Source organism: Sphingobacterium sp. SG20118, from assembly GCF_044740685.1.
GTDB lineage: Bacteria > Bacteroidota > Bacteroidia > Sphingobacteriales > Sphingobacteriaceae > Sphingobacterium.
On the sequence record NZ_CP172826.1, the window covers coordinates 4,125,983 to 4,146,693 of the forward strand.

The following is a 20,711-nucleotide window of genomic DNA, read 5'->3' on the forward strand; positions in this document are numbered from 1 at the left end:
AGTTCTACGAATTAAAATGTAACATTGACTCCCAATGAAAATGTTTTTGCTCTTGGATAAGCGAAAAAGGTCATGTTTTGTCCAAATTTGCTATCACCTTGAGATGTACTTTCTGGGTCATAGCCTTTAAAATCACTTGAAGTAAATAAAAATGGATTATTGGCATTTGCATAAACACGTAATCCAGACATTCCTATTTTTTTCAATCCATCAGCTTTAAAATTATATCCCAGCTGAATCAAGTTGACGCGCAAATAAGAACCATCTGCTATCCAAGCGTCATCAACATTCGTATCTTGTCCCCTATGATTACTATTACTTAAATATATAGCTTGTTGCATCGTGTTTGGATTGGTTCCATTATAAGCATCTGTCAAGACCTCTTTCAAACCGTTTGTAATTCCAAAACGATCATAAGTAGAATGGAAAAACTGTTGCATCACTTCCACCCCTTTTACAAATTGGAGATCTAACGTGAAATCAAAATTCTTATAACGTAGATTGTTGATAAAACTTCCTGTCCAATCTGGAAGACCCTTTCCGATAATCTCTTTTTCTGTTGTACGTTTAGCGCGACCTATATCTTCTAATTTCGCATTTCCCGCATCAACATCAGCCTGTGTAAAGACACCTAATCTTCGGTAACCATAAAAACTATTTAAGTTCTCTCCAACGCGAATAATACTATTAGCCCCTCCAACCCAATCATTCATCAAAATATCCTCATTATTATCACCTAATTTGAGGACTTTATTTTTATTATAGTTCATATTCAATGAAGACTTCCAATTGAAATTCTCATTATCTACAATTGTACCGGTAATCATTATATCCAAACCTTGATTCTGTACTGCTCCAATATTTTTCATCACAGTACTGAATCCTGAAGAAGTAGGTAGAGGTGCGTCTAACAATAAGTCAGTAGTCTTCTTATGGTAGTAGGACACATCGAAATTCAATCGATTTTGAAATAAGCCTAACTCAGCTCCAATATCAAACTGCGCACTTTTCTCCCATTTTAAATCAGGATTAGCAATATTACCTATATATGAATATGGTGTTCTAACATTATTTAACAGGTATGTACCTGCAGTAACATTGGCAAGTGATTTATAAGGATCAATTTCAGAGTTACCAGTCAAACCATAACTGGTATGCAATTTCAAATTGCTAATAGTTTCATTTCCTGTAAGAAAATCTTCATTAGATACATTCCATGCTAGACCTGCAGAAGGAAAAAATGCGTATTTGTTGTTTTTCCCAAATTTAGAAGATCCATCATAACGACTTGTTACCGTAGCTGAATAACGATTATCATAAGAATAGGCAAATCTCAAGAAATACGAATTCATAGCCCATTTATTCCAATTAGACCCAGGTGCGGAAGGAAGAGTTCCTACACCCATATTATAATATTCGTAAAAATCATCTTGAAAACCCTCCGTTCTTGAATTATCATAATCGTAGGTGCGTGCTTGCCACGATAAACCAGCCATAGCATTTATACGATGCTTATCAAACTCTTTATTGTAAGTCAAATAAGATTCTTCCTGCCAATATAGCGTATTCGTATGATTCATCTCCGCCCAGCCATTTGGTCGTGAAATATTATTCAGCAATACTGAAGAGTATCCCCTATAGGTTTTTTGATGGTTATCAATACCCAATTGAGTCTTCAGATCTAATCCATCTGCTAGATGGAATGTCAATGCCGCATTTCCAAAGATTTGCGTATTGTAACGCATCCGTTTTTGTAAATCTAAAATTGCAACCGGATTGGACATACCTTCAAATCCCAGCGTTTCAGATACTGTAGAAGATGAAGATGATGTATATTCACCATGTTGATCCTTTACAGGATACCATGGTAACATTTCGATCATCGTACGACGAGCATCCTGCCCACCACCGTCTTCAGGAGTATAGCGACCCCAAGTGTGATTAACAGTTAAATTAACAGATGTAGATAACCAATCCAGAGGCTTTGAGTCATATGCCATTTTCGCATTTACCCGCTTATTCCAAGTATTATTCATGATACCTTGTTGGTCCGTGAAATTTAAAAATGCACCTACTGACGATTTTTCATCTCCTTGTTGAATATTCAACTGATGGTTATTAGAAACAGCTGTTCGCGTAGCTTCCCGTTGCCAATCCGTATCATACAGCGGATTTCCATTTGAATCAAAATAATTTTTATCATTAAACCAGTCTTTTCTATCTAAAGACCAAGGTTTCCATTTATCATCTTTATTTAAAAAATAATCAGCAGCATATTTATTTTCATTTTCAAGACCGATCATAAATGCGTCCGTCCACTCTTGCGCATTCAACAGATCCATATAACGCTGCGCAGAACTTATACCAACAGAACCTTGGTAACTAATTGTACGACTTCCATCTTTGTTACCCCGTTTTGTCGTAACCAGAATAACGCCATTTGCTCCACGAGCACCATAAATAGCAGCTGAAGAAGCATCTTTCAGAACTTCAATACTTTCAATATCATTGGGATTGAGCAATTGAAAATCTTCCATCACCACACCATCTACCACATACAGCGGATTTGATGAAGAATTAATTGTTGCGACACCACGAATCACAACACGATTACCATAGGCTCCAGGTTGACTTGAATTTGAAAAGATATTAACGCCAGATGCTTTACCTCTTAAATTGTCTAAAGGGCTAAAGTTCTGATCCTTAATCATGTCCGCACCTTTAACCATCGAAATTGACCCTGTAACATCTGATTTACGCATGGTTCCATAACCTACTACGACTACCTCATCCAATTGGTCTTGGGCAGATACCATGCGAATCGTTAACCCAGATGTACTGCTTACTTTTACTTCAATGGGTTTGTATCCAATAGAGGAAACACCCAATACATCTCCTATTTTAGCGTTAACACTGAAACTACCATCTTCGGATGTCTGTGTTCCAACAGCAGTTCCTCTAACAGAAATTGTTACACCAGAAACAGGGTTTCCTGTACTTGAGTCTAATACTTTACCGCTAACTTGACCTTGAATAGCAACGAGTTCTTTTACACCGGACTCACCCAATACTCCCAAAGAAGTGGGTGTCGATGCATTGACCTGTTGCATTGACCCCGCAATAACAGCTAATGAAAAAAATAATTTAGATCTTTTCTTTAACTGCAAAAATGTTCTTGCGTCAAATTTGTTCATAATTTTAAAATGATTTTAGATTTATTTAATCGTTTTAGCAATTTTACTGAAAGATGCAGCTTTATTGAGCTTTCAGTAACCTATTCTAAAACAAGTTTTTTGGTTTGGCTTATTTGATTAATATCCACACAGGGCATCCAATGCCCTATAGGAAAATTCGAGTATAATTATTCCATTACATCATAATAGTTTAAAACGTTTTAGCTTTATAAAAAATCCAAATATCTCTATTTAAGATGATACTGGAAAATGTAATTAATGGTTTTATTGAATCCTAAATAAGATTAGGAACACAGGCTTAAAATTAGGTTTTTAATTTTAAAGATGAAGTTTTTTGTTAAAAAACTTCATCTTTAAAATGGTTTACATATTTCCTTTTTTCATTTCTAACATCGCATAATCTATCGCACGAGCTAAAAAAGCCCTATAAGTCAATGAGGGATTTTGTTCTGATGTTGAAGTCATGACAACGTCATCTGTAACAAAAGCGTTGGGCACCGAGGGAATTTGATTCCATTTATTGAACATGGATATTTTTGAAACTAAACCCATACGAGCCCCCCATTTCATGGATAACAATAGTAGGTTTTTTTGAAAAGACCTACTATTGTTTTATTAAATTCTAATAACCCGGATTCTGTTTAAGGTTAGGATTAATAGACAATTGATTATCAGGAATAGGGTATAATTCCTTGTTTACATCATTTGTTGCTTTATGATCCCACCATGATCCTGAAATATACTTTCCAAATCGGATTAAGTCAGTCCGTCTTTTCCCTTCAAAGATAAATTCACGGCCACGTTCAACCAATAATTCATTCAATGATAGCGTTGAGTTGGTATATTGCGCAGTAGGCCAATCAGCATTAGAAAACGATCTTTTTCTAGAGTCATTGACTAATTCAACAGCCTCAGAATTCGCCACCCCTCCATTCTTACGCATCAAAGCTTCTGCTTTATTGAAATAGATCTCCGTCAAACGATAGATGATATAATCATTCTCTTGATAATTGGGATCTGAGAGTCTTCCAGATTTATATTTATTAAAACGAGCACCTGAGTTTTCCTCCCCTTTAGCCATACCTCCTTCACTTGTTTTGTCACCCTCAGACTCCCTACGGATTGAATTGACGAAAACTAAGGGTTTTTTTGCATATTCTTCAGTACCTAGCACCGGCGTGGTTGTTCCATACTTATACTGTGGACCAAACAAGAACCAATCTTTTTTACGTAAATCATTAGCAGCATAGGCATCAAAAGCCGTAGGAATAACGACAAAGGCATTCCAACCTCCATAACCGACATCCAGGACCTCTTTCATATAATCATAACTCATAAAGAAACCTCCCCAATCAAATGTAAATCCTGCTCTTTTACTGAATTGAAACTGGAATAGTGATTCTGGATTTGCATCATTCGTATTACTAAACAATGAATTGATATCGGTAGCCAATTTGGGAGTTCCTCCTACACCACCACCTTTACCTTGGATAATTTTATCCGATACAGCAATACACTCGTCCCACATCGCTGTTCCAGTCCATTTCTCTGCATTTAGATACAGCTCAGATAACATGGCATATCCGGCTGCTCTAGATACTTGTCCAATATTATCTGCTGAAGTCAGGGGAAGCTTTTCTACATTTTCTAAAAGCTCTGCTTTAACAAAGTCAAAAACTTCTTTACGAGATTTTGTTTCAGGATTGCTAGGTGTAATAGAAACTTCTAAAGAAATTGGAACATTCCCCCAAAGGTCCATTATCCTTAAATAATGGAAATCTCGAAGAACTTTTAACTGAGCGATGACACCGTTAATTTCCTCTTGTGTCATGTCAATTTTAGTAATATCTATTTCTTCGATATCTTTTAGTGCATTATTAACATATCCAACACCCCCCCACATTAATTTCCATGCGTCTCTCATTCGACTTTCATTAGCAGTCCAACTATGATAATGTTGTCTAAAGTGATCTCCACCATCATATCCATGTCTACCTTTTTGAGGCCATGCTAATTGATCAGAACTTAATTCAGAATGATAATAATATCCACTTCCCCCTGTTGGTGCCAACCAAGCCTGCATATGCGTAAATGGACGCAGAGCAGCTTGCATAACTTCAAGTTTATTTTTATAAAATGAGTCTTTCTTTAAAGTACTATACAGATTTTCATCTAATTTAGTACAACCATGAAGGGCTACATACCCTACTGACAAGAGAAAAACACGTGCTATATATTTATTGATAATCTTCATTTTTTTTATATTAAAATCCAACATTTAGACCAATAGACCAAGAACGAGTTCTCGGATAAAATCCTCTTGAGTCAATACCACTACTAAATCCAGTATCTTGAAGTTCAGGATCTAAGCCACTGTAGCTTGTAATAGTTGCTAGGTTTCTGCCTGTCATATATACATAGAGATTCCGCACATAACTTGTTTTTAGTTTGAAATTATATCCCAATGTGATATTATCTAGCTTAACAAAACTACCGTTCTCTAGATAGTAATCAGAATATTGTGGATCGTCCTTTAAATTAGCATGGGTTGTAAAAGCACTTTCAAACACATTATTTGGCAACCATTTTTGATTTCCAAAAAACATTTCTGATGTGTTTAAAATATCATACTTAAATTTGCCTCTAAAGAATATGGTGAGGTCAAACCCTTTATATGAAAAACGGTTTCCCAAAGATGCCTGAAACTTAGGGACACCATTACCAATATAAGCTCTATCATTATCATTCATTTCTGCAGCAGTTCCTGTTGATCCATCAGCTTTAAAAAACAACCACTTACCATCATCTGTTAAACCTGCAAATCTTTTCCCATAAAAAGATCCAATCTCACCACCTTCTTCCAACCGGATTGCATTACCCAAATTTCCAGGAGATGGAAGACCTCCAAATTCTAACCAATTACTTTGAAATATATCACTTGACAGCTTATTCAAATTGTTCTTTTGATAATTTCCTGTAAAATCTATGTTCCATGAAAAATCATCACGTTGTATAGCCTTTGCTGAAAGTTGTAATTCAATACCTTTGTTACTAACTTCTCCAACATTATACCAAATTGAAGATTGCACATAAGATGGTTGTTGCGCAGAATATTCATACAATAGATCTTTAGTTTTTCTATTATAGATATCAATAGCACCTGTAATCTTATTATTCCACAACCCAAAATCGATTCCTAAATTTAATTCAGCCTTTTGTTCCCATTTAAGATCTGGATTAGCGTTAGTAGATGGTCCATATGTTTGATAAAATATTCCTTCTTGAGGGTAAACACCACCTGTTCCTAAACGTAATAAAGATTGATAATTTGGAATACCTTGATTACCTGTCACTCCGTAGCCAACTCTGATTTTCAAATTATTGATAACGTCTTTATTTGAGAAGAAATCTTCATTTGTGACATTCCATCCTCCGGATATTGCGGGAAAATTACCCCATTTATGATTCGATCCGAAACGTGATGAACCTTCTCGCCTTAAAATAGCGCTAACAAAATATTTATTATCATAATTATAATTAACCCGTCCAAAAAACGCGATTAAAGTGTTATCCTCTTTAAATGAACCTAATGTTGGTCTAGGCAATTGGGGATTGGTCAGTGCTGTACCTGAACCTATATCCCAATCCAAGAAACCATCTGTCGTTAAGCCATTATTCGACATATCGAATCGTTCATAGGTACTATACTGGTAACTATAACCTAATAATCCCGTAACATTATGTTTATCATTAAAAGTTTGATTATAATCAATGGTCGATTCAAAAGTTTTGGTCCAATTTAACTCATTTCGTTTAAAGGCATAAGCCATACCCCGATAATCTGAGTTCAACCTCTGATCCCAATCTAGGGTTGAACGATACTGGCGATCATTCCAATTGTCACGCACATAAGACCCAAATGCAGAAATACTAAGTGGTTCAATAATCTTTAATTTCAACCTAGCATCTCCTGAAAAAGTCTGTTGATCCCGTTCATCAGTACGATAAGCCAAACGACTCATTGGATTGTAATTATTAAATTCTTGTGTCTGATAATAACTTCCATCAGGATTAAATAATGGTGCTGTAGGATTTCTTTGGATCGCTTGTTCAAAATCTGGAACATTCTCGCTATCATTTTCTTTTTTACCACCTAACATATTAGCCTTATTAAAATTTGCTGCAATATTTGCTGCAAAGGTCAATCTATCTTGTAAACCTGTTTGTGTAAAATTGAAACGCCCTCCAAATTGTTCTCGGCCATTTTTCTTTGCAATTCCATTTGCTTCCTCATAATTTATAGAAGCACGGTAATTGGACTTTTCAGCCCCACCACTTGCTATGAAGTTATGGAAATGTGAGAAATTATTTTTGTCAATTAATTCCTCAAATAAATCTGTTGATGAACCCAAATCGTATTCAGGTTTATTTAAACCATCTACTATATAACTTCTAAATTGATCCGCACTCAGCATAGAAGGTTTTCTCGCTACAAACTCGCGTTGTCCATAAGTCAAATATTCAAACTGAGGTGTACCAGCCTTACCTTTCTTGGTCGTGACTAAAATTACTCCCCCATTACCACGTGTACCATAAATAGCTGCAGCAGAAACCGTCCTTCAAGACATCAATGGATTCAATATCCCCCTGCTTAACCAAATCTAAACTACCTCCTGGGATACCATCAATGACAATTAAAGGAGAATTCGTACCTTTTAAAGATGCCATCCCTCTTAATTGGATACTCGTCCCAGAGTTTGGGTTGCTTCCTTGAGTACGTGTAATATTCAATCCTGAAACTTTCCCTTGAATCAACTCCATCGGGCTACGCATTCCACCTTGGTTAAAATCCTTCTCCTTCACGGATGCTACTGCTGAGGTTACCTCACTTTTCTTCTGCGTACCATACCCCACAACGATTACTTCATCCAATTGATCTTGTGCAGATACCAATCGAATTGTTAATGCAGATGTACCCGTTACTTTTACTTCTGTCGGCTGATAACCAATTGAAGAGATGACCAATACGTCACTTGTTTTAGCGCTAATACTGAAACTACCATTCTCCGATGTCTGTGTTCCGACAGCAGTTCCTTTAACAGAAATTGTTACACCAGAGACAGGATTTCCACTGCTCGAGTCTATTACTTTACCGCTAACTTGACCTTGAATAGCAACAAGTTCTTTTACACCGGATTCACCCAATACTCCTAAAGAAGTGGATGTCGATGCATTGACCTGTTGCATTGCCCCGGCAACAACAGCTAATGAAAAAAATAATTTAGATCTTTTCTTTAACTGCAAAAATGTTCTTGCGTCAAATTTGTTCATAATTTTAAAGTGATTTTAGATTTGTTTAATCGTTTTAGCTATTTTAAAGAAAAATGTAGCCGCATTAAGCTTTCCGTAAAATATTCTAAAACAAGTTTTTTGGTTTGGTTTATTTGATTATTATTCTCTCAGGGCATTCAATTCCCTAAAGGAAAATTTGGCAAATTTAATTCATTACATCATAATTTTTTTTTAAAACGTTTTAGTTTATAAAAAACAAATCAATACATCCCCATTAAGATGATACTGTAAAATGTTATTTATGGTTTATTGGATCCTAAATAAGATTAGGTAGACAGGTTTAAATTTAGTTTTTTAATTTTAAAGATGAAGTTTTTTTAATAAAAAACTTCATCTTTAAAATTGCTTATATATTCCCTTTTTTCATTTCTGACACCGCATAATCTACTGCACGAGCAGAAAAAGCCATATAAGTCAATGAGGGATTTTGTGTCGATGTTGATGTCATGGCAGCGCCATCTGTAACAAAAACGTTGGGCACCGAGTGAATTTGATTCCACTTATTGAGCATAGATGTTTTTGAATCTAAGCCCATACGAGCTCCACCCATTTCATGGATATCAAGTCCAGGAGCTTGACTACCGTCGTCACGCCGGATATTCGTAAACCCAGCAGTTTGGAACATATCTTCCATCGTATCAAGATAGTCTTTTTTCATCTTGGCATCATTGTCATCATAATCAACTGCAATATGCAACAATGGAACTCCCCAATCGTCTGTCTTCTTTGTATCTAATGTGATTTGACTAGACTCTTTTGGTATCGTCTCGCCCATCATATGTGAGCCAACTTGCCAATTGCCCAACTTAGGGTTCAACAAATTATCCTTCAATGATTCACCAGCACCCGAACGATCGGTATTTTTACTTCGATTAGCTCCAAAACCTGCAGCATATCCTCGAAGAAAGTCAGTCTCTTGTTTATGTAGATTTCTAAATCGCGGGATATAACCTCCACCTGCAGGACTTCGTCCCTCTGTGGTATAGTCTAACAATCCTTCATATTCGGCATAAATACGTGCGCTATAATTATGAAAAGCAACATATTTACCCAATACCCCTGAGTCATTACCTAACCCATTAGGGAAACGATTGGATTTGGAATTTAATAAGATTAAATTCGTATTGATTGCTGCTGCGTTTACAAAAATAACACGAGCATAAAAATCTATTTCTTCTTTAGTATTCGTATCGATTACACGAACCCCTACTGCTTTTCCTTTTTGTTCATCGTATAAGATCGAGTGAACAACAGAAAAAGGACGCAGTGTCATATTACCTGTTTTCGCAGCCCATGGCAATGTCACTGCATTAGAGCTGAAGTACCCACCAAACGGACAGCCACGTTGACATAAGGTACGATTTTGACATTGCACTCGGCCTTGATCAAAGTGAATCTGCTTTGGTTTGGAAAGATGAGCGCAACGTGAGGAGATCACTTTCCTTTCAGGGTATTTAGATGCGATGGATTGCTTGAAATATTTTTCAACCATATTCAATGGATAACCCGGCAGAAATTCACCATCTGGCAGTTCGGGTAAACCATCTTTATCGCCTGCAATACCTGAAAATCGTTCGACATAATCATACCAAGGTTTTAAATCTGCATAACGAATGGGCCAATCGACAGCAAAACCATCACGCGCCGGACCCTCAAAATCGAAGTCTGACCAACGTTGCGTTTGTCTCGCCCATAACAAAGATTTACCTCCTACTTGATAGCCACGTATCCAATCAAAGGGTTTATCCTCCACATAAGGGTGCTCTTTATCTTTCACAAAAAAATGAGCTGCATCCTCATGAAAAGCATAACACTTGCTTACAATTGGGTTTTCTTGCTTTACCGCATAAGGCATTTCATTACGATGCTCAAATTCCCAAGGATTCATATTCGTTGTTGGATAATCTTTAATGTGCTTAACATCACGACCACGCTCCAAAACCAATGTTTTTAATCCCTTTTCACATAACTCTTTCGCAGACCAACCACCGCTGATACCGGAGCCAATCACAATAGCATCGTATGTTCTATCTTTTTGACTGTCTATATTAATATTTGCCATTTATGCTTTCAATTTTACCGCAGCTTGATAAGGCCCTGGAATCAATTTATAAATCAATTTGTTCGTCATCACATATTCAGAATTTAAATATCCTTGAATAGCCCGACTTTTGAATATCTTAAAAAAAGTAACCTCATCACGCTCTTTTCCTTTTTCCAAGACGGTTATAGCACTTAAAATTTGTTCTGGAGTAAATGATTCATATTGATCCTTTAATACCTGCATGCCTTTCACAAATTCCTGTTGCTTTTCAGGACTCTCACAATCGTCTACCATCTTCATCACAAACAAATGTAAATTAAGTTCACGGCCTCCTGGAGAGTCTGTTTTAGGAATAAGTATATCGGATAACTTCGCTAGGAAATCTTCATCTGCGGCAGCTATCTTAATATTCTGTAGCACGATAGATGCTCCCCCCTGTTTCTCTCAGGCAGGATGGCAATAGAGCAATTCCTCCGGCAATAATAAATAATTGCTTAACAAGGGTTCTTCGATTCATCATAATAAGGTGTTCTTACTGCTGTAATATTAAAGATAATATTAAAAATAACAAAGCTAAAACGATTAATTTTTTGTAACAAAAATGCAAAAAGCTATCTCAGGATATCATGAACCTCCTTTAAGTCTAAAAAAAGATGTGTCACAAAATCCAAACGATCCCGCTCAGCTTTTTGTTTAGTGACAGCAATGCATTTCAATCCGGCATCTATAGCTGCTCTCGATCCTGTTGCGGTATCCTCTATCGCTACAACTTCATCTTTGTTAAAACCGGAAAGCATTAATGCTTTTTGATAACAGGTAGGATTCGGCTTGGGGTCGACTACATCCTCACGGGTTACAAACCAGGAGAAATGCTCGTGTAAGTTATAATGTGTCAACATACGGTCCACAGTCGGCCGAAAGTTGGAAGTCACCAATCCAATCTGAATATCCTGCTCAACCAAGAAATCAATCAATTCTCGAGCATGTGGCATCAGCGGTATGCTTAGCATATCTTGTTTAGCGTAATTTTCCCTTGTGGTTTTCCACATAAATTCTTCCTTTACCTCTACATCCCAAAGCTCTTTCATCGTGAGTAAATTGCGGGCCAAAGTGTGCCCAGCAAAATGCTGAATCCAGGTTTCAAAATTTAAATCAATTGCAAAATGATACTTAAGAATAGGTTTCCATGCTTCAAAATAAAAACGTTCGGAATCCACTAAGGTTCCATCAAAATCAAAAAATACGGCTTTCAAATCTTTCATGCTTTAAAAATAGACAAACCAAAGAGCAATTCCTATTCAACTATGCCACAATAGACTGAATCAGAAAGTAAATCATGATAGGAATCCCAAATTCCAAAGTACACATGAATCGGGATCCCCACATCAAAATGTCCGATTAACGGTATGGTACAGAAACCCTGACTAACTTCTGTAGGTCCAATCTCAAGCTGAATAAAGTCCTTCATATTGAAAAATGCAAAATTCATTTTATATATCTTATCTGCGTAATGAGGCATAACTCCCCATTTCAAATGCAACGTACTCCCTTGCTTATCCACAGAACAGCCGACTGGTGGAGCAAGAGGACCTCTAAAAATGAATAGTTTTTCGACATTAACATAATATTGACAATCGGCATCCAATTCCATTGTTTCCTTTAAAATATGCCGCTGTGCCAACTGAAAAGGCCCAATCCTACTTCCTTTTGGAGCGAGATTACGGTATCCATATTGCAGAAGAGCCTTTATCGTTCCAATAAAGTTATTCGCAACTTTCATTTTCTGTTGATTCATTAACATTGCTTCAGTTGGAGGTTTCTTATTACTATTTCGCGCACCCCTAATAATATTTTGACCATTGAGCTCATAACCATATATTGAGCCCACTTTACCTTTAAATAGTCCATTAGGACCGTTTTCTTGAATTGCCATCAGTTTAATTCGTTTATTTCTTGGTTTCAAAACAACACCTATCCTACTCAATACCAAATATATACAAAATTCGGTATTAATTTAGGTGTAGTTTACGCTTTAGTTAGCCTTTATAAGGGGTTAATAGGGATATACCCCTACTAACCCCCTATAAACCCCCTATTATCTCCCTATAAAACCTATATTAATACCGAAGATAATATTGATTTAATCCGAATCAATTTGAAATACTTTCTACATTTACTAAGTTTGTATATTCCGCACCCACAACGCATGTTTCCAGGTGCTTTACTTTAAGAAAGATCAAGATGAAAGTCATTGCTATAGGCCGCAACTATGTAGACCACGCTAAAGAACTGAACAACCCCATCCCACAAGAACCTGTTGTCTTCATGAAACCCGATACAGCCTTACTAAAAGACAATAAAGACTTCTATTATCCAGAATTTTCAACTGATATTCATTATGAAACAGAAGTGGTCATTCGTATCTGTAAAGAAGGAAAACACGTGAGTCATAAATTTGCAAATACTTACTTTGATGCAATCGGATTGGGGATTGATTTCACAGCTAGAGATATTCAACAAAAGCACAAAGAAAAAGGTCTTCCTTGGGAGCTGGCCAAATCCTTCGATGGTTCTGCAGTCATTAGCCCCCTACTACCAAAAGAAACTTTAGGAGATCTTAAAAATCTTGAATTTTCATTAAAAAAAAATAAAGAAATCGTACAAAAGGGAAATACAAAAGATATGATTTTCTCCTATGAAGACCTGATCGTATATATCTCGAAGTTCATCACCCTTCGAAAGGGAGACTTAATTTATACAGGCACACCAGTAGGTGTGGGTCCTGTAGTCATTGGCGATACATTAGCGGGGTATATAGGTGAAGAGAAAATGTTTAGCTGCACGATTAAGTAAGATCAAAATGGAAAAATTAAGTTTTATAATCAGTATGCTTGTGCTGCCTTTAACGACCATACAAGCACAGGACATCATCAAACACCGTCAGTTTCCACAAAACTACTTTAGACGTCCCATGGATATTGCTCCACAGGCCTCTGGTTCATTTGGGGAATTGAGAGCAACACATTTTCATGGTGGTGATGATTACCGTACCCAGCAAAAAATCAATATCCCAGTATATGCAGTTGCTGATGGATTTGTATCGCGCATACGTGTACAGATTGGTGGTGGTGGGAACTCCGTCTACCTCGACCACCCTAACGGCTATACTTCCGTATACCTACACTTAGAAAGTTTCAACGAGGAGCTCAACGCTTTAATTAAAGCGGAGCAATATAAGCAACAGCGTTTTGATGTTGATGTCTTTTTGAAGCCTGGCCAGTTTACCTTAAAGAAGGGGCAACTTTTAGCTCATTCGGGAAATACAGGAGGTTCTGCTGGTCCACATCTTCATTTCGAAATTCGTGACACCAAACAGCAGCTTCCTTTTAATACCCAATTATTTGGACTCACCTTCCCCGATGAAACAAAACCGATTATTCGGGGATTGACAGTATACGATCTGGCAGATCCTATTTTCGATGAGAATACGCCCAGAAGGCATCAGACTGTTAAAGCATTGGCAAATGGCAATTATAGTTTAACTGTCAATACACCCATTTCCGTCAATGGCAAGTTTGGATTGGGGATCAATACGGTCGATAGACGCAAGGGCGTTTCATTTACCTACGGTGTATATTCGATTGAACTATTTTTAGATAATAAAAAAATAAGCACAGTATTATTTGAATCTATTCCTTTCGATAAAACACGTGCTATCCATTCATACATCGATTATCCGTATTGGAAAAAATCAAAAGTACGTGTTCAAAAAAGTTTCAAGCAGCCTGGTAACCCAATCGAAATCTATGAAAATTTGGACAACAATGGCATCATGGAGCTCAAAGATGACCAGCTGCACCAAGTGCGTTATGTGGTAAAAGATGTACAAGGAAATACTACAGAAATAAATTTTGAAGTAAAGCGAGATGCAAATTATACGGTACGAAACACCCCTTCCAGTTCTGGAAAATCGTTCAATTACCTTATGGACAATGTTTATCAAGCTGAGAATGCTAAGATTACAATACCCAAAAACACACTTTACGATAATTTAAACTTTACATACAGTGAAACTGAGGGGCCAGTGAATGCCTACTCTCAACTTCATCGAATACATAATATATTTACCCCTGTTTTTGGCTCATACAGCTTGAGTATCCGACCAAATGAAAAATTATCCGCAGCACTCTTTAGTAAGGCACTTTTAGTGTCGAAAGATGGTGGTTCACAGGGTGGTAAATATGAAAACGGCTTAGTAACCGCCACGGTACGCAGTTTTGGTGATTTCTATATCGCCGTAGATACGGTAGCGCCCACAATCACGGCACGTAATCTTGTCAACAACAAAAATGTTGCTGCACAAAGACAGATTGATTTCACTATTTCAGATAACCTATCGGGCATCCAATCCTTCAATGCTTATATAGATGGTGCATGGGTATTGATGCAGTATGATTCTAAAAACAAACATCTATGGCATACCTTCGAGTCCAATTTAAAGGGCGGAAAACACAGTTTTAAGCTAGAGGTCAAAGACTGGAAAGATAATGTAAGAGTTTATGAGGCGAGTTTCACAAGATAATCTGTATCTTGGATAGTAGAATAAAAACAACGCATATGGCAACACTCGAAATAGGACAAAAAGCTCCAGAAATAACGGCTAAAAATCAAAATGGAGAAAACATCTCTTTATCGGATTACATCGGTAAAAAGGTCATTTTATATTTCTACCCAAAAGACAACACACCAGGCTGCACAACAGAAGCATGCAATTTTAGAGATAACTACCAATCCCTAAAGAAAGATGGATTCGAAATTATTGGTGTCAGTATCGATAGCGAAGCTTCGCATCAAAAGTTCATCAGCAAGCATGAATTACCATTTCAATTGTTGGTAGATGAAGACCAAAAAATCGTCAATGACTATGGAGTATGGGTAGAGAAAAACATGTACGGTAAAAAATATATGGGAACGGCACGGACGACATTTGTAATTGATGAACAGGGAAATATAGCACACATCATCAAAAAAGTGGACAATAAAAATGCTTCACAACAAATACGTGATCTCTTAAAATAAACGGATGCTATAGCTATGCGACAACAGCAATATCGCATAGCTGCCGTTATTTTCTGCTAATTATGATGGGAAAAACAACACCTTTCGTAATGACAGTTTTTATGTACGCATTGCTAGGTGCTAAATAAGAGTTATATTTAACTTACTCCCTGAATACGAATTAGCAATATCTAGGTACTACTATCTAAAATCTAAATACTAATAATTATATTTGCTACTTATGAGCAAACAAACAGACGACTTCTTTAAAAGTATAGTATCCCACTCCAAGGAATATGGTTTTGTATTCCAATCGAGTGAAATCTATGATGGCTTAAGTGCTGTCTATGATTACGGTCAGTTAGGTTTCTGAGTTGAAAAACAACTTGAAGACTTACTGGTGGAAATCAATGGTGCAATTGAATGAAAATATAGTAGGCATCGATGCTGCAATTTTTATGCATCCAATGACTTGGAAAGCTTCGGGACACGTTGATGGATTTAGCGATCCTATGATCGATAACAAGGATTCTAAAAAACGTTACCGTGCCGATCAATTGATCGAAGATAAAATAGCACGTTACGAAACTGATGGTAAAACTGAAAAAGCTGCTGCTTTGTTGGCAGAGTTTAATGTTGCTTTAAATGCAGATGATTTAGCTGCTTTAAAAACTATTATTGAAGATCATAATATTGTTTGTCCTGTCTCAGGTACAAAAAACTGGACGGATGTACGTCAGTTCAATTTAATGTTCGCCACACAAATGGGCGCCATGGCTGACGGAGCTGAGCAAGTATATTTACGTCCTGAAACTGCTCAAGGTATTTTTGTTAACTTCTTAAATGTTCAAAAATCTGGCCGTATGAAAATTCCTTTCGGAATTGCTCAAATCGGTAAAGCTTTCCGTAATGAAGTAATTGCACGTCAATTCATTATGCGTATGCGTGAGTTTGAACAAATGGAATTACAATTTTTTGTTCGCCCAGGAACAGAAATGGAATGGTACAATAAGTGGAAAGAAACTCGTCTTAAATGGCATTTAGCTTTGGGTTTCAATCCTGACAACTACCGTTACCATGATCACGATAAGTTGGCACATTATGCTAATGCTGCAGTAGATATCGAATTCAACTTCCCATTCGGATTTAAAGAAGTAGAAGGTATCCACTCGCGTACTGATTTCGATTTGAAACAACACCAAGAATTCTCAGGTAAAAAATTACAATATTTTGATACCGAAATCAACCAGAATTATATCCCATATGTAGTGGAAACTTCTATTGGTTTGGATCGTTTATTCTTAACGGTTTTATGTAATTCTTTGGTTCAAGAAGATCTTTCTACAGCAGAAAAACAAGATTCTCGCGTAGTATTGAAATTCCCACCTGCAATTGCTCCTGTAAAAGCAGCTATCTTACCTTTGACTAAGAAAGATGGTTTACCGGAAAAAGCACGTGAGATCATGTCCGTATTGAAATTGGACTACAATGTACAATATGATGAGAAAGATTCGATTGGTAAGCGTTACCGTCGTCAAGACGCTATTGGTACTCCAATCTGTATCACAGTAGATCATCAGTCATTGGAAGACAACACGGTTACCATTCGTCACCGTGACTCGATGCAACAAGAGCGTATCGCAATTGCTGAATTAGAGAAATTTGTTTCTGATTTAGTCGGTTGGAACACCTTGCTAAAAAAACTTATATAGTCTTATATAAAAAAAAGATTGGGTTCGTTTCATAGAAACGAACCCAATCTTTTTTTATGGCCTTAACACATTAGGGACTGTAAACTACACCTCAAAAATAACGCTAAAAATCAACATCTACTTTTCCTTTCCAAATTTCATTTTTTCTAATCGTAAATCCCTGACCAGGATTACCCCCTTCTATTAACAATCCTTTAAATAATACCTGCATATTATTCTTAGTTTCAGACTCCAGCACAAAAGTTCGAATTATAGTTCCCTTTTCAAACACTTGTAATTCGTATTTGATTGCCTTATTCGTATCGTGGAATCCCATAAACTGATTAAAATAAAAACTCTTATTCTCCACCGTAAAATTAGGCTCTATCGTTAAGATACTGCCGTCCAATTGACTATTACTGCTATTGCTAAACGGATAATAGTAAAAGCTCGGATGTTTTTGCTGAATACGAATGCTATCAATTGTACTGAGGTTCTGTATATCGGTAAATTCTACTTTAATCTCACTATAAATCCGATTTAATGTCAACGTTCTTTCAATAGATTGGGTGACTTCAAATGTATCTCTTACGGCATATAGCTCAGATTCCTTTTCTTGAAACGAATTGCTCAGATAGAATCCATTTCGATTTGTACTATTTACAAAACTAATGGGGCTGTTGGCATTTTTTGTGAGTACGCTCAGATAATAAGTCCCAATCGGTAGATCAATAGCAAATACCTCTTCTGCAGAGATTCCTCCCTGCTTCACCAGCACATCGCTTTCGGAATCATAGATATGATAGTATAATTTATTTTGCACAGCATCCCCATCTGCAATACCCGTAATCCTTAAATTATCCATTTTAAAACTACCGCTTGTCGGATTAAAATTATTCCCTGGGGGGCGTTTTCCTTCAAGAGGACGAAGTCGAATCCAAACTTCCGATTTGCCTAAAATGGGAACTCCAGTCAAAGACTGGACAAGCGATAATTTCGAAGCACCTGAGCTCGCCAAATCAAGCGGGTAATGTATCGTATCTGAGAGCGATTCATAAGACAAGCCATTATCGAGAGAATAATCAATCAATAATGCCCGCGGCCCTGTCCCCGAACTATTGACATCCATTGTTAAGTTGCCGAGCGATTCGATACCTGCAACTGGAAGTTTAAAAAAGATAGACTGCGCCGCCCTAAAACTAATTGCTTTACCCGTAGTAGGCCATCCAGCTGTGAAGCTGTAATCTACCAAGCCTTTATTATAATCAATAATAGGGGAAGGGTTAAAGGCGATAATTGGCTCTACGTTACTTAAATCAAAGTCCCATTGAAATAAGATTTCTTCTTTCAAACTACCATTGGTAGTTGTTGAAGCTGCTTTTTTAACTCCAGCCTTTTTTTGTAATGGAGTCACAATACTTTCAAAATTTTTAATTTTGAACTTTACAGAAAACACATCTCCTTCTAATTCATCTGAAATTTTCTTGTTTTTTTGACATGACGAGGTAGCGGCTAATAAAGTAATGAATAGGAAAGAAAAGGTGATCCAATTTGATTTGAAACACTTTTTCATAAAAATTAATTATTTAGATTAATATATAACCTAAACATAATAATTTCAAGTGTATATCAAAACTTCGGGACGATAATTTCCAACTTTTCACTTTGACAGGTCGTCAATTTATTAACTTTTACCACATATATTTTTGTTTGATGATTTGATTTTTTCATCAACAAAACATTATTATTACCTTCTGGACGAACATATTCACCATTAAAATCATCCCACTCGTAGAGCTGTGTACCATTCTCGTTACACCATAGGTAATTGTAACGATCATCCGACCTGTCTTTCAGCTCAATACGGATTTTATCTAACTTCTTATCCCATGCTATACGTTTAATTTCAGGTTTTGCAACCTGATCAAATATGTGAATTACAATTTTACTTTTGGTAGATTTCTTATTCTTCCAAACGCTTTCCACAAAGTATGTCTTTTGCTCTTTTATATGATTTAAACGCACATTCGCACCTGTCGCAAAAGGAGTTCCAGCTAACGAGTCGGTATACCAGTTATATTGCAATCCGCGACTAGCATGCTTAACAGTCAATACCTGTCCACCGTTAAAACAGGTTTCCAAACGATTTCCCCATTGGGATTCAGGCGCTGTCAACTCACGTACCATAGGGTTCACAATTGACCAACTGGTCTCATATACATGCTGCTCATGTGCTTCAATGCGGACCAATGAAGTCGTATCTCTCACCACAGCTTTTAATTGATTCGCCCCTAAACCAAGCATTCCTATATTCAAATAAATAGAATCTATATGCTCAGCAATTAGGTCATCATTCAGATACCATTTCACGGTGAGTGTATTGGGCGATGGCTTTAACAATTTCAATGCAAAAACCGATAGACTATCTGTATCCGTTATTGTCTTGTTTTCAGGTCTGGCACCTACTATTGGATTCGTCTTATGATGGATTGTCTCGACAAATACTTCCTGACAAACTGCACAAAAAGGTGCAACTAAATATTGCATTTTACAAAACTCATGTGGCCTAAACCAGTTGGATTTTGATCCTTCACCACCATAGGAATACACACCAACACCCTGTGTGCCGACCCACTGTTTCCAAGGGACTTTTGTAGGGTCGGTTTCCTGGGTCCGATTGGGTCCTTCAATAGCATATTGATTACCTGCCCAATATTCATCAGCTAAAATCGCAAAGGAATGCCCAATCTCATGAACTGCAATATCATTGCTCATAAAATTAACGGTAGCAGTCGCATATTTACCTCCTGAACCCCCATAAAATGGGGAATTCACCAAAATTACGACCTGTGTATAATTGGGCAGATGATCCTTTAACACCTTTTCAATAACATCATATTTTTGGGGAACGACCAAACGATGCAAACCACCGTTATCAAAACTACTCCCAAATATGGTATTGGGTGAAGCAATGGGAACAGGGTACTTTTTTGTAAACATATTATACCTTGCTGGATACTGACTTAAATCCATATCCCCGTGAACACAGTCACTTGCATTTCCAACATGTGTAGCACCAGATTCTGGAGATGGTGTTTTAATTGCAAAAACATTAAAATAATTGCTATACTGACGAAAAGGTTCTGTCTGAAAAAAATAATCGGTGAAACGTTTTGCATCTTCTTCAAAATAAACCAATTCATCCTCGGTATACCCATCTCCAAGGATTACGAGATTAACGACCTTTTGGTCCGTTCCTTGATATTGTAACGTATCGATAGCATACTGTTGTGCAGAACAAATAGGAAGAGAGAGTTGTAAAAAGAGAAAGCTAAAAAGTAAAGCTTGTAAGTAGATCTTCATTTAAAAGTT

14 protein-coding genes and 1 pseudogene are annotated in these 20,711 nt (G+C 36.8%); 4 read left to right on the forward strand and 11 right to left on the reverse strand.

What is annotated here, in order from left to right:
- Window positions 1-11: 11 nt before the first annotated feature.
- The 9 genes from ACFX5U_RS19015 to ACFX5U_RS19055 form a co-directional block, all read right to left on the reverse strand.
- On the reverse strand, window positions 12-3,194 hold the full coding sequence (locus ACFX5U_RS19015; protein WP_400261749.1) for a SusC/RagA family TonB-linked outer membrane protein: 3,183 nt from the start codon (window positions 3,192-3,194) through the stop codon (window positions 12-14).
- A 363-nt stretch (window positions 3,195-3,557) separates the two neighbouring features.
- Window positions 3,558-3,764, reverse strand: a complete 207-nt coding sequence (locus ACFX5U_RS19020) for a hypothetical protein (protein WP_400261750.1) — start codon at window positions 3,762-3,764, stop codon at window positions 3,558-3,560.
- A gap of 52 nt (window positions 3,765-3,816) precedes the next feature.
- Window positions 3,817-5,448, reverse strand: coding sequence for a RagB/SusD family nutrient uptake outer membrane protein (locus ACFX5U_RS19025; RefSeq protein WP_400261751.1), 1,632 nt, complete (start codon window positions 5,446-5,448; stop codon window positions 3,817-3,819).
- 10 nt (window positions 5,449-5,458) lie between these two features.
- Window positions 5,459-7,792 carry a SusC/RagA family TonB-linked outer membrane protein gene (locus tag ACFX5U_RS19030; protein WP_400263615.1) on the reverse strand — a complete coding sequence of 778 codons (2,334 nt, stop codon included), beginning with the start codon at window positions 7,790-7,792 and terminating at the stop codon, window positions 5,459-5,461.
- Window positions 7,773-8,525 (reverse strand): carboxypeptidase-like regulatory domain-containing protein, encoded by a 753-nt coding sequence (locus ACFX5U_RS19035; protein ID WP_400261752.1) that lies wholly within the window; start codon window positions 8,523-8,525, stop codon window positions 7,773-7,775. The genes ACFX5U_RS19030 and ACFX5U_RS19035 overlap by 20 nt, the downstream gene beginning before the upstream one ends.
- 367 nt (window positions 8,526-8,892) lie before the next feature.
- On the reverse strand, window positions 8,893-10,608 hold the full coding sequence (locus ACFX5U_RS19040; protein WP_400261753.1) for a GMC oxidoreductase: 1,716 nt from the start codon (window positions 10,606-10,608) through the stop codon (window positions 8,893-8,895).
- Window positions 10,609-11,010, reverse strand: a complete 402-nt coding sequence (locus tag ACFX5U_RS19045; protein ID WP_400261754.1) for a gluconate 2-dehydrogenase subunit 3 family protein — start codon at window positions 11,008-11,010, stop codon at window positions 10,609-10,611.
- A 191-nt stretch (window positions 11,011-11,201) separates the two neighbouring features.
- Window positions 11,202-11,852 carry an HAD family hydrolase gene (locus tag ACFX5U_RS19050; protein ID WP_400261755.1) on the reverse strand — a complete coding sequence of 217 codons (651 nt, stop codon included), beginning with the start codon at window positions 11,850-11,852 and terminating at the stop codon, window positions 11,202-11,204.
- Window positions 11,853-11,884: 32 nt separating this feature from the next.
- Window positions 11,885-12,523, reverse strand: a complete 639-nt coding sequence (locus ACFX5U_RS19055; RefSeq protein WP_400261756.1) for a DUF6266 family protein — start codon at window positions 12,521-12,523, stop codon at window positions 11,885-11,887.
- Between the two features lie 308 nt (window positions 12,524-12,831).
- Here ACFX5U_RS19055 and ACFX5U_RS19060 point away from each other — a divergent pair, with 308 nt between their 5' ends.
- From ACFX5U_RS19060 to ACFX5U_RS19075, 4 genes and pseudogenes are all read left to right on the forward strand, one after another.
- On the forward strand, window positions 12,832-13,443 hold the full coding sequence (locus ACFX5U_RS19060) for a fumarylacetoacetate hydrolase family protein (protein ID WP_280565375.1): 612 nt from the start codon (window positions 12,832-12,834) through the stop codon (window positions 13,441-13,443).
- Between the two features lie 7 nt (window positions 13,444-13,450).
- On the forward strand, window positions 13,451-15,172 hold the full coding sequence (locus ACFX5U_RS19065) for a M23 family metallopeptidase (protein WP_280565373.1): 1,722 nt from the start codon (window positions 13,451-13,453) through the stop codon (window positions 15,170-15,172).
- 35 nt (window positions 15,173-15,207) lie between these two features.
- Complete coding sequence (gene bcp / locus ACFX5U_RS19070; protein WP_038701068.1) at window positions 15,208-15,669, forward strand: thioredoxin-dependent thiol peroxidase; 462 nt, start codon at window positions 15,208-15,210, stop codon at window positions 15,667-15,669.
- 220 nt (window positions 15,670-15,889) lie between these two features.
- A pseudogene (locus ACFX5U_RS19075) lies at window positions 15,890-17,360 on the forward strand (glycine--tRNA ligase).
- Window positions 17,361-17,463: 103 nt separating this feature from the next.
- Here the strand turns inward: ACFX5U_RS19075 and ACFX5U_RS19080 are convergent.
- Together ACFX5U_RS19080 and ACFX5U_RS19085 are read right to left on the reverse strand one after the other, a co-directional pair.
- Window positions 17,464-18,912, reverse strand: coding sequence for a hypothetical protein (locus ACFX5U_RS19080; protein ID WP_400261757.1), 1,449 nt, complete (start codon window positions 18,910-18,912; stop codon window positions 17,464-17,466).
- A 56-nt stretch (window positions 18,913-18,968) separates the two neighbouring features.
- The gene (locus ACFX5U_RS19085) at window positions 18,969-20,702 is read right to left on the reverse strand and encodes a M64 family metallopeptidase (protein WP_400261758.1); all 1,734 of its coding nucleotides are present in this window, start codon (window positions 20,700-20,702) and stop codon (window positions 18,969-18,971) included.
- Between the last annotated feature and the right edge of the window lie 9 nt (window positions 20,703-20,711).

What these genes read in the sequence shown, in the direction of transcription:
- ACFX5U_RS19015 (WP_400261749.1), bottom strand. Translation starts at nt 3,194, where the DNA reads ATGAACAAATTTGACGCAAGAACATTTTTGCAGTTAAAGAAAAGATCT.
- ACFX5U_RS19020 (WP_400261750.1), bottom strand. Translation starts at nt 3,764, where the DNA reads ATGAAATGGGGGGCTCGTATGGGTTTAGTTTCAAAAATATCCATGTTC.
- ACFX5U_RS19025 (WP_400261751.1), bottom strand. Translation starts at nt 5,448, where the DNA reads ATGAAGATTATCAATAAATATATAGCACGTGTTTTTCTCTTGTCAGTA.
- ACFX5U_RS19035 (WP_400261752.1), bottom strand. Translation starts at nt 8,525, where the DNA reads ATGAACAAATTTGACGCAAGAACATTTTTGCAGTTAAAGAAAAGATCT.
- ACFX5U_RS19040 (WP_400261753.1), bottom strand. Translation starts at nt 10,608, where the DNA reads ATGGCAAATATTAATATAGACAGTCAAAAAGATAGAACATACGATGCT.
- ACFX5U_RS19050 (WP_400261755.1), bottom strand. Translation starts at nt 11,852, where the DNA reads ATGAAAGATTTGAAAGCCGTATTTTTTGATTTTGATGGAACCTTAGTG.
- ACFX5U_RS19055 (WP_400261756.1), bottom strand. Translation starts at nt 12,523, where the DNA reads ATGGCAATTCAAGAAAACGGTCCTAATGGACTATTTAAAGGTAAAGTG.
- ACFX5U_RS19060 (WP_280565375.1), top strand. Translation starts at nt 12,832, where the DNA reads ATGAAAGTCATTGCTATAGGCCGCAACTATGTAGACCACGCTAAAGAA.
- ACFX5U_RS19065 (WP_280565373.1), top strand. Translation starts at nt 13,451, where the DNA reads ATGGAAAAATTAAGTTTTATAATCAGTATGCTTGTGCTGCCTTTAACG.
- bcp (WP_038701068.1), top strand. Translation starts at nt 15,208, where the DNA reads ATGGCAACACTCGAAATAGGACAAAAAGCTCCAGAAATAACGGCTAAA.
- ACFX5U_RS19080 (WP_400261757.1), bottom strand. Translation starts at nt 18,912, where the DNA reads ATGAAAAAGTGTTTCAAATCAAATTGGATCACCTTTTCTTTCCTATTC.
- ACFX5U_RS19085 (WP_400261758.1), bottom strand. Translation starts at nt 20,702, where the DNA reads ATGAAGATCTACTTACAAGCTTTACTTTTTAGCTTTCTCTTTTTACAA.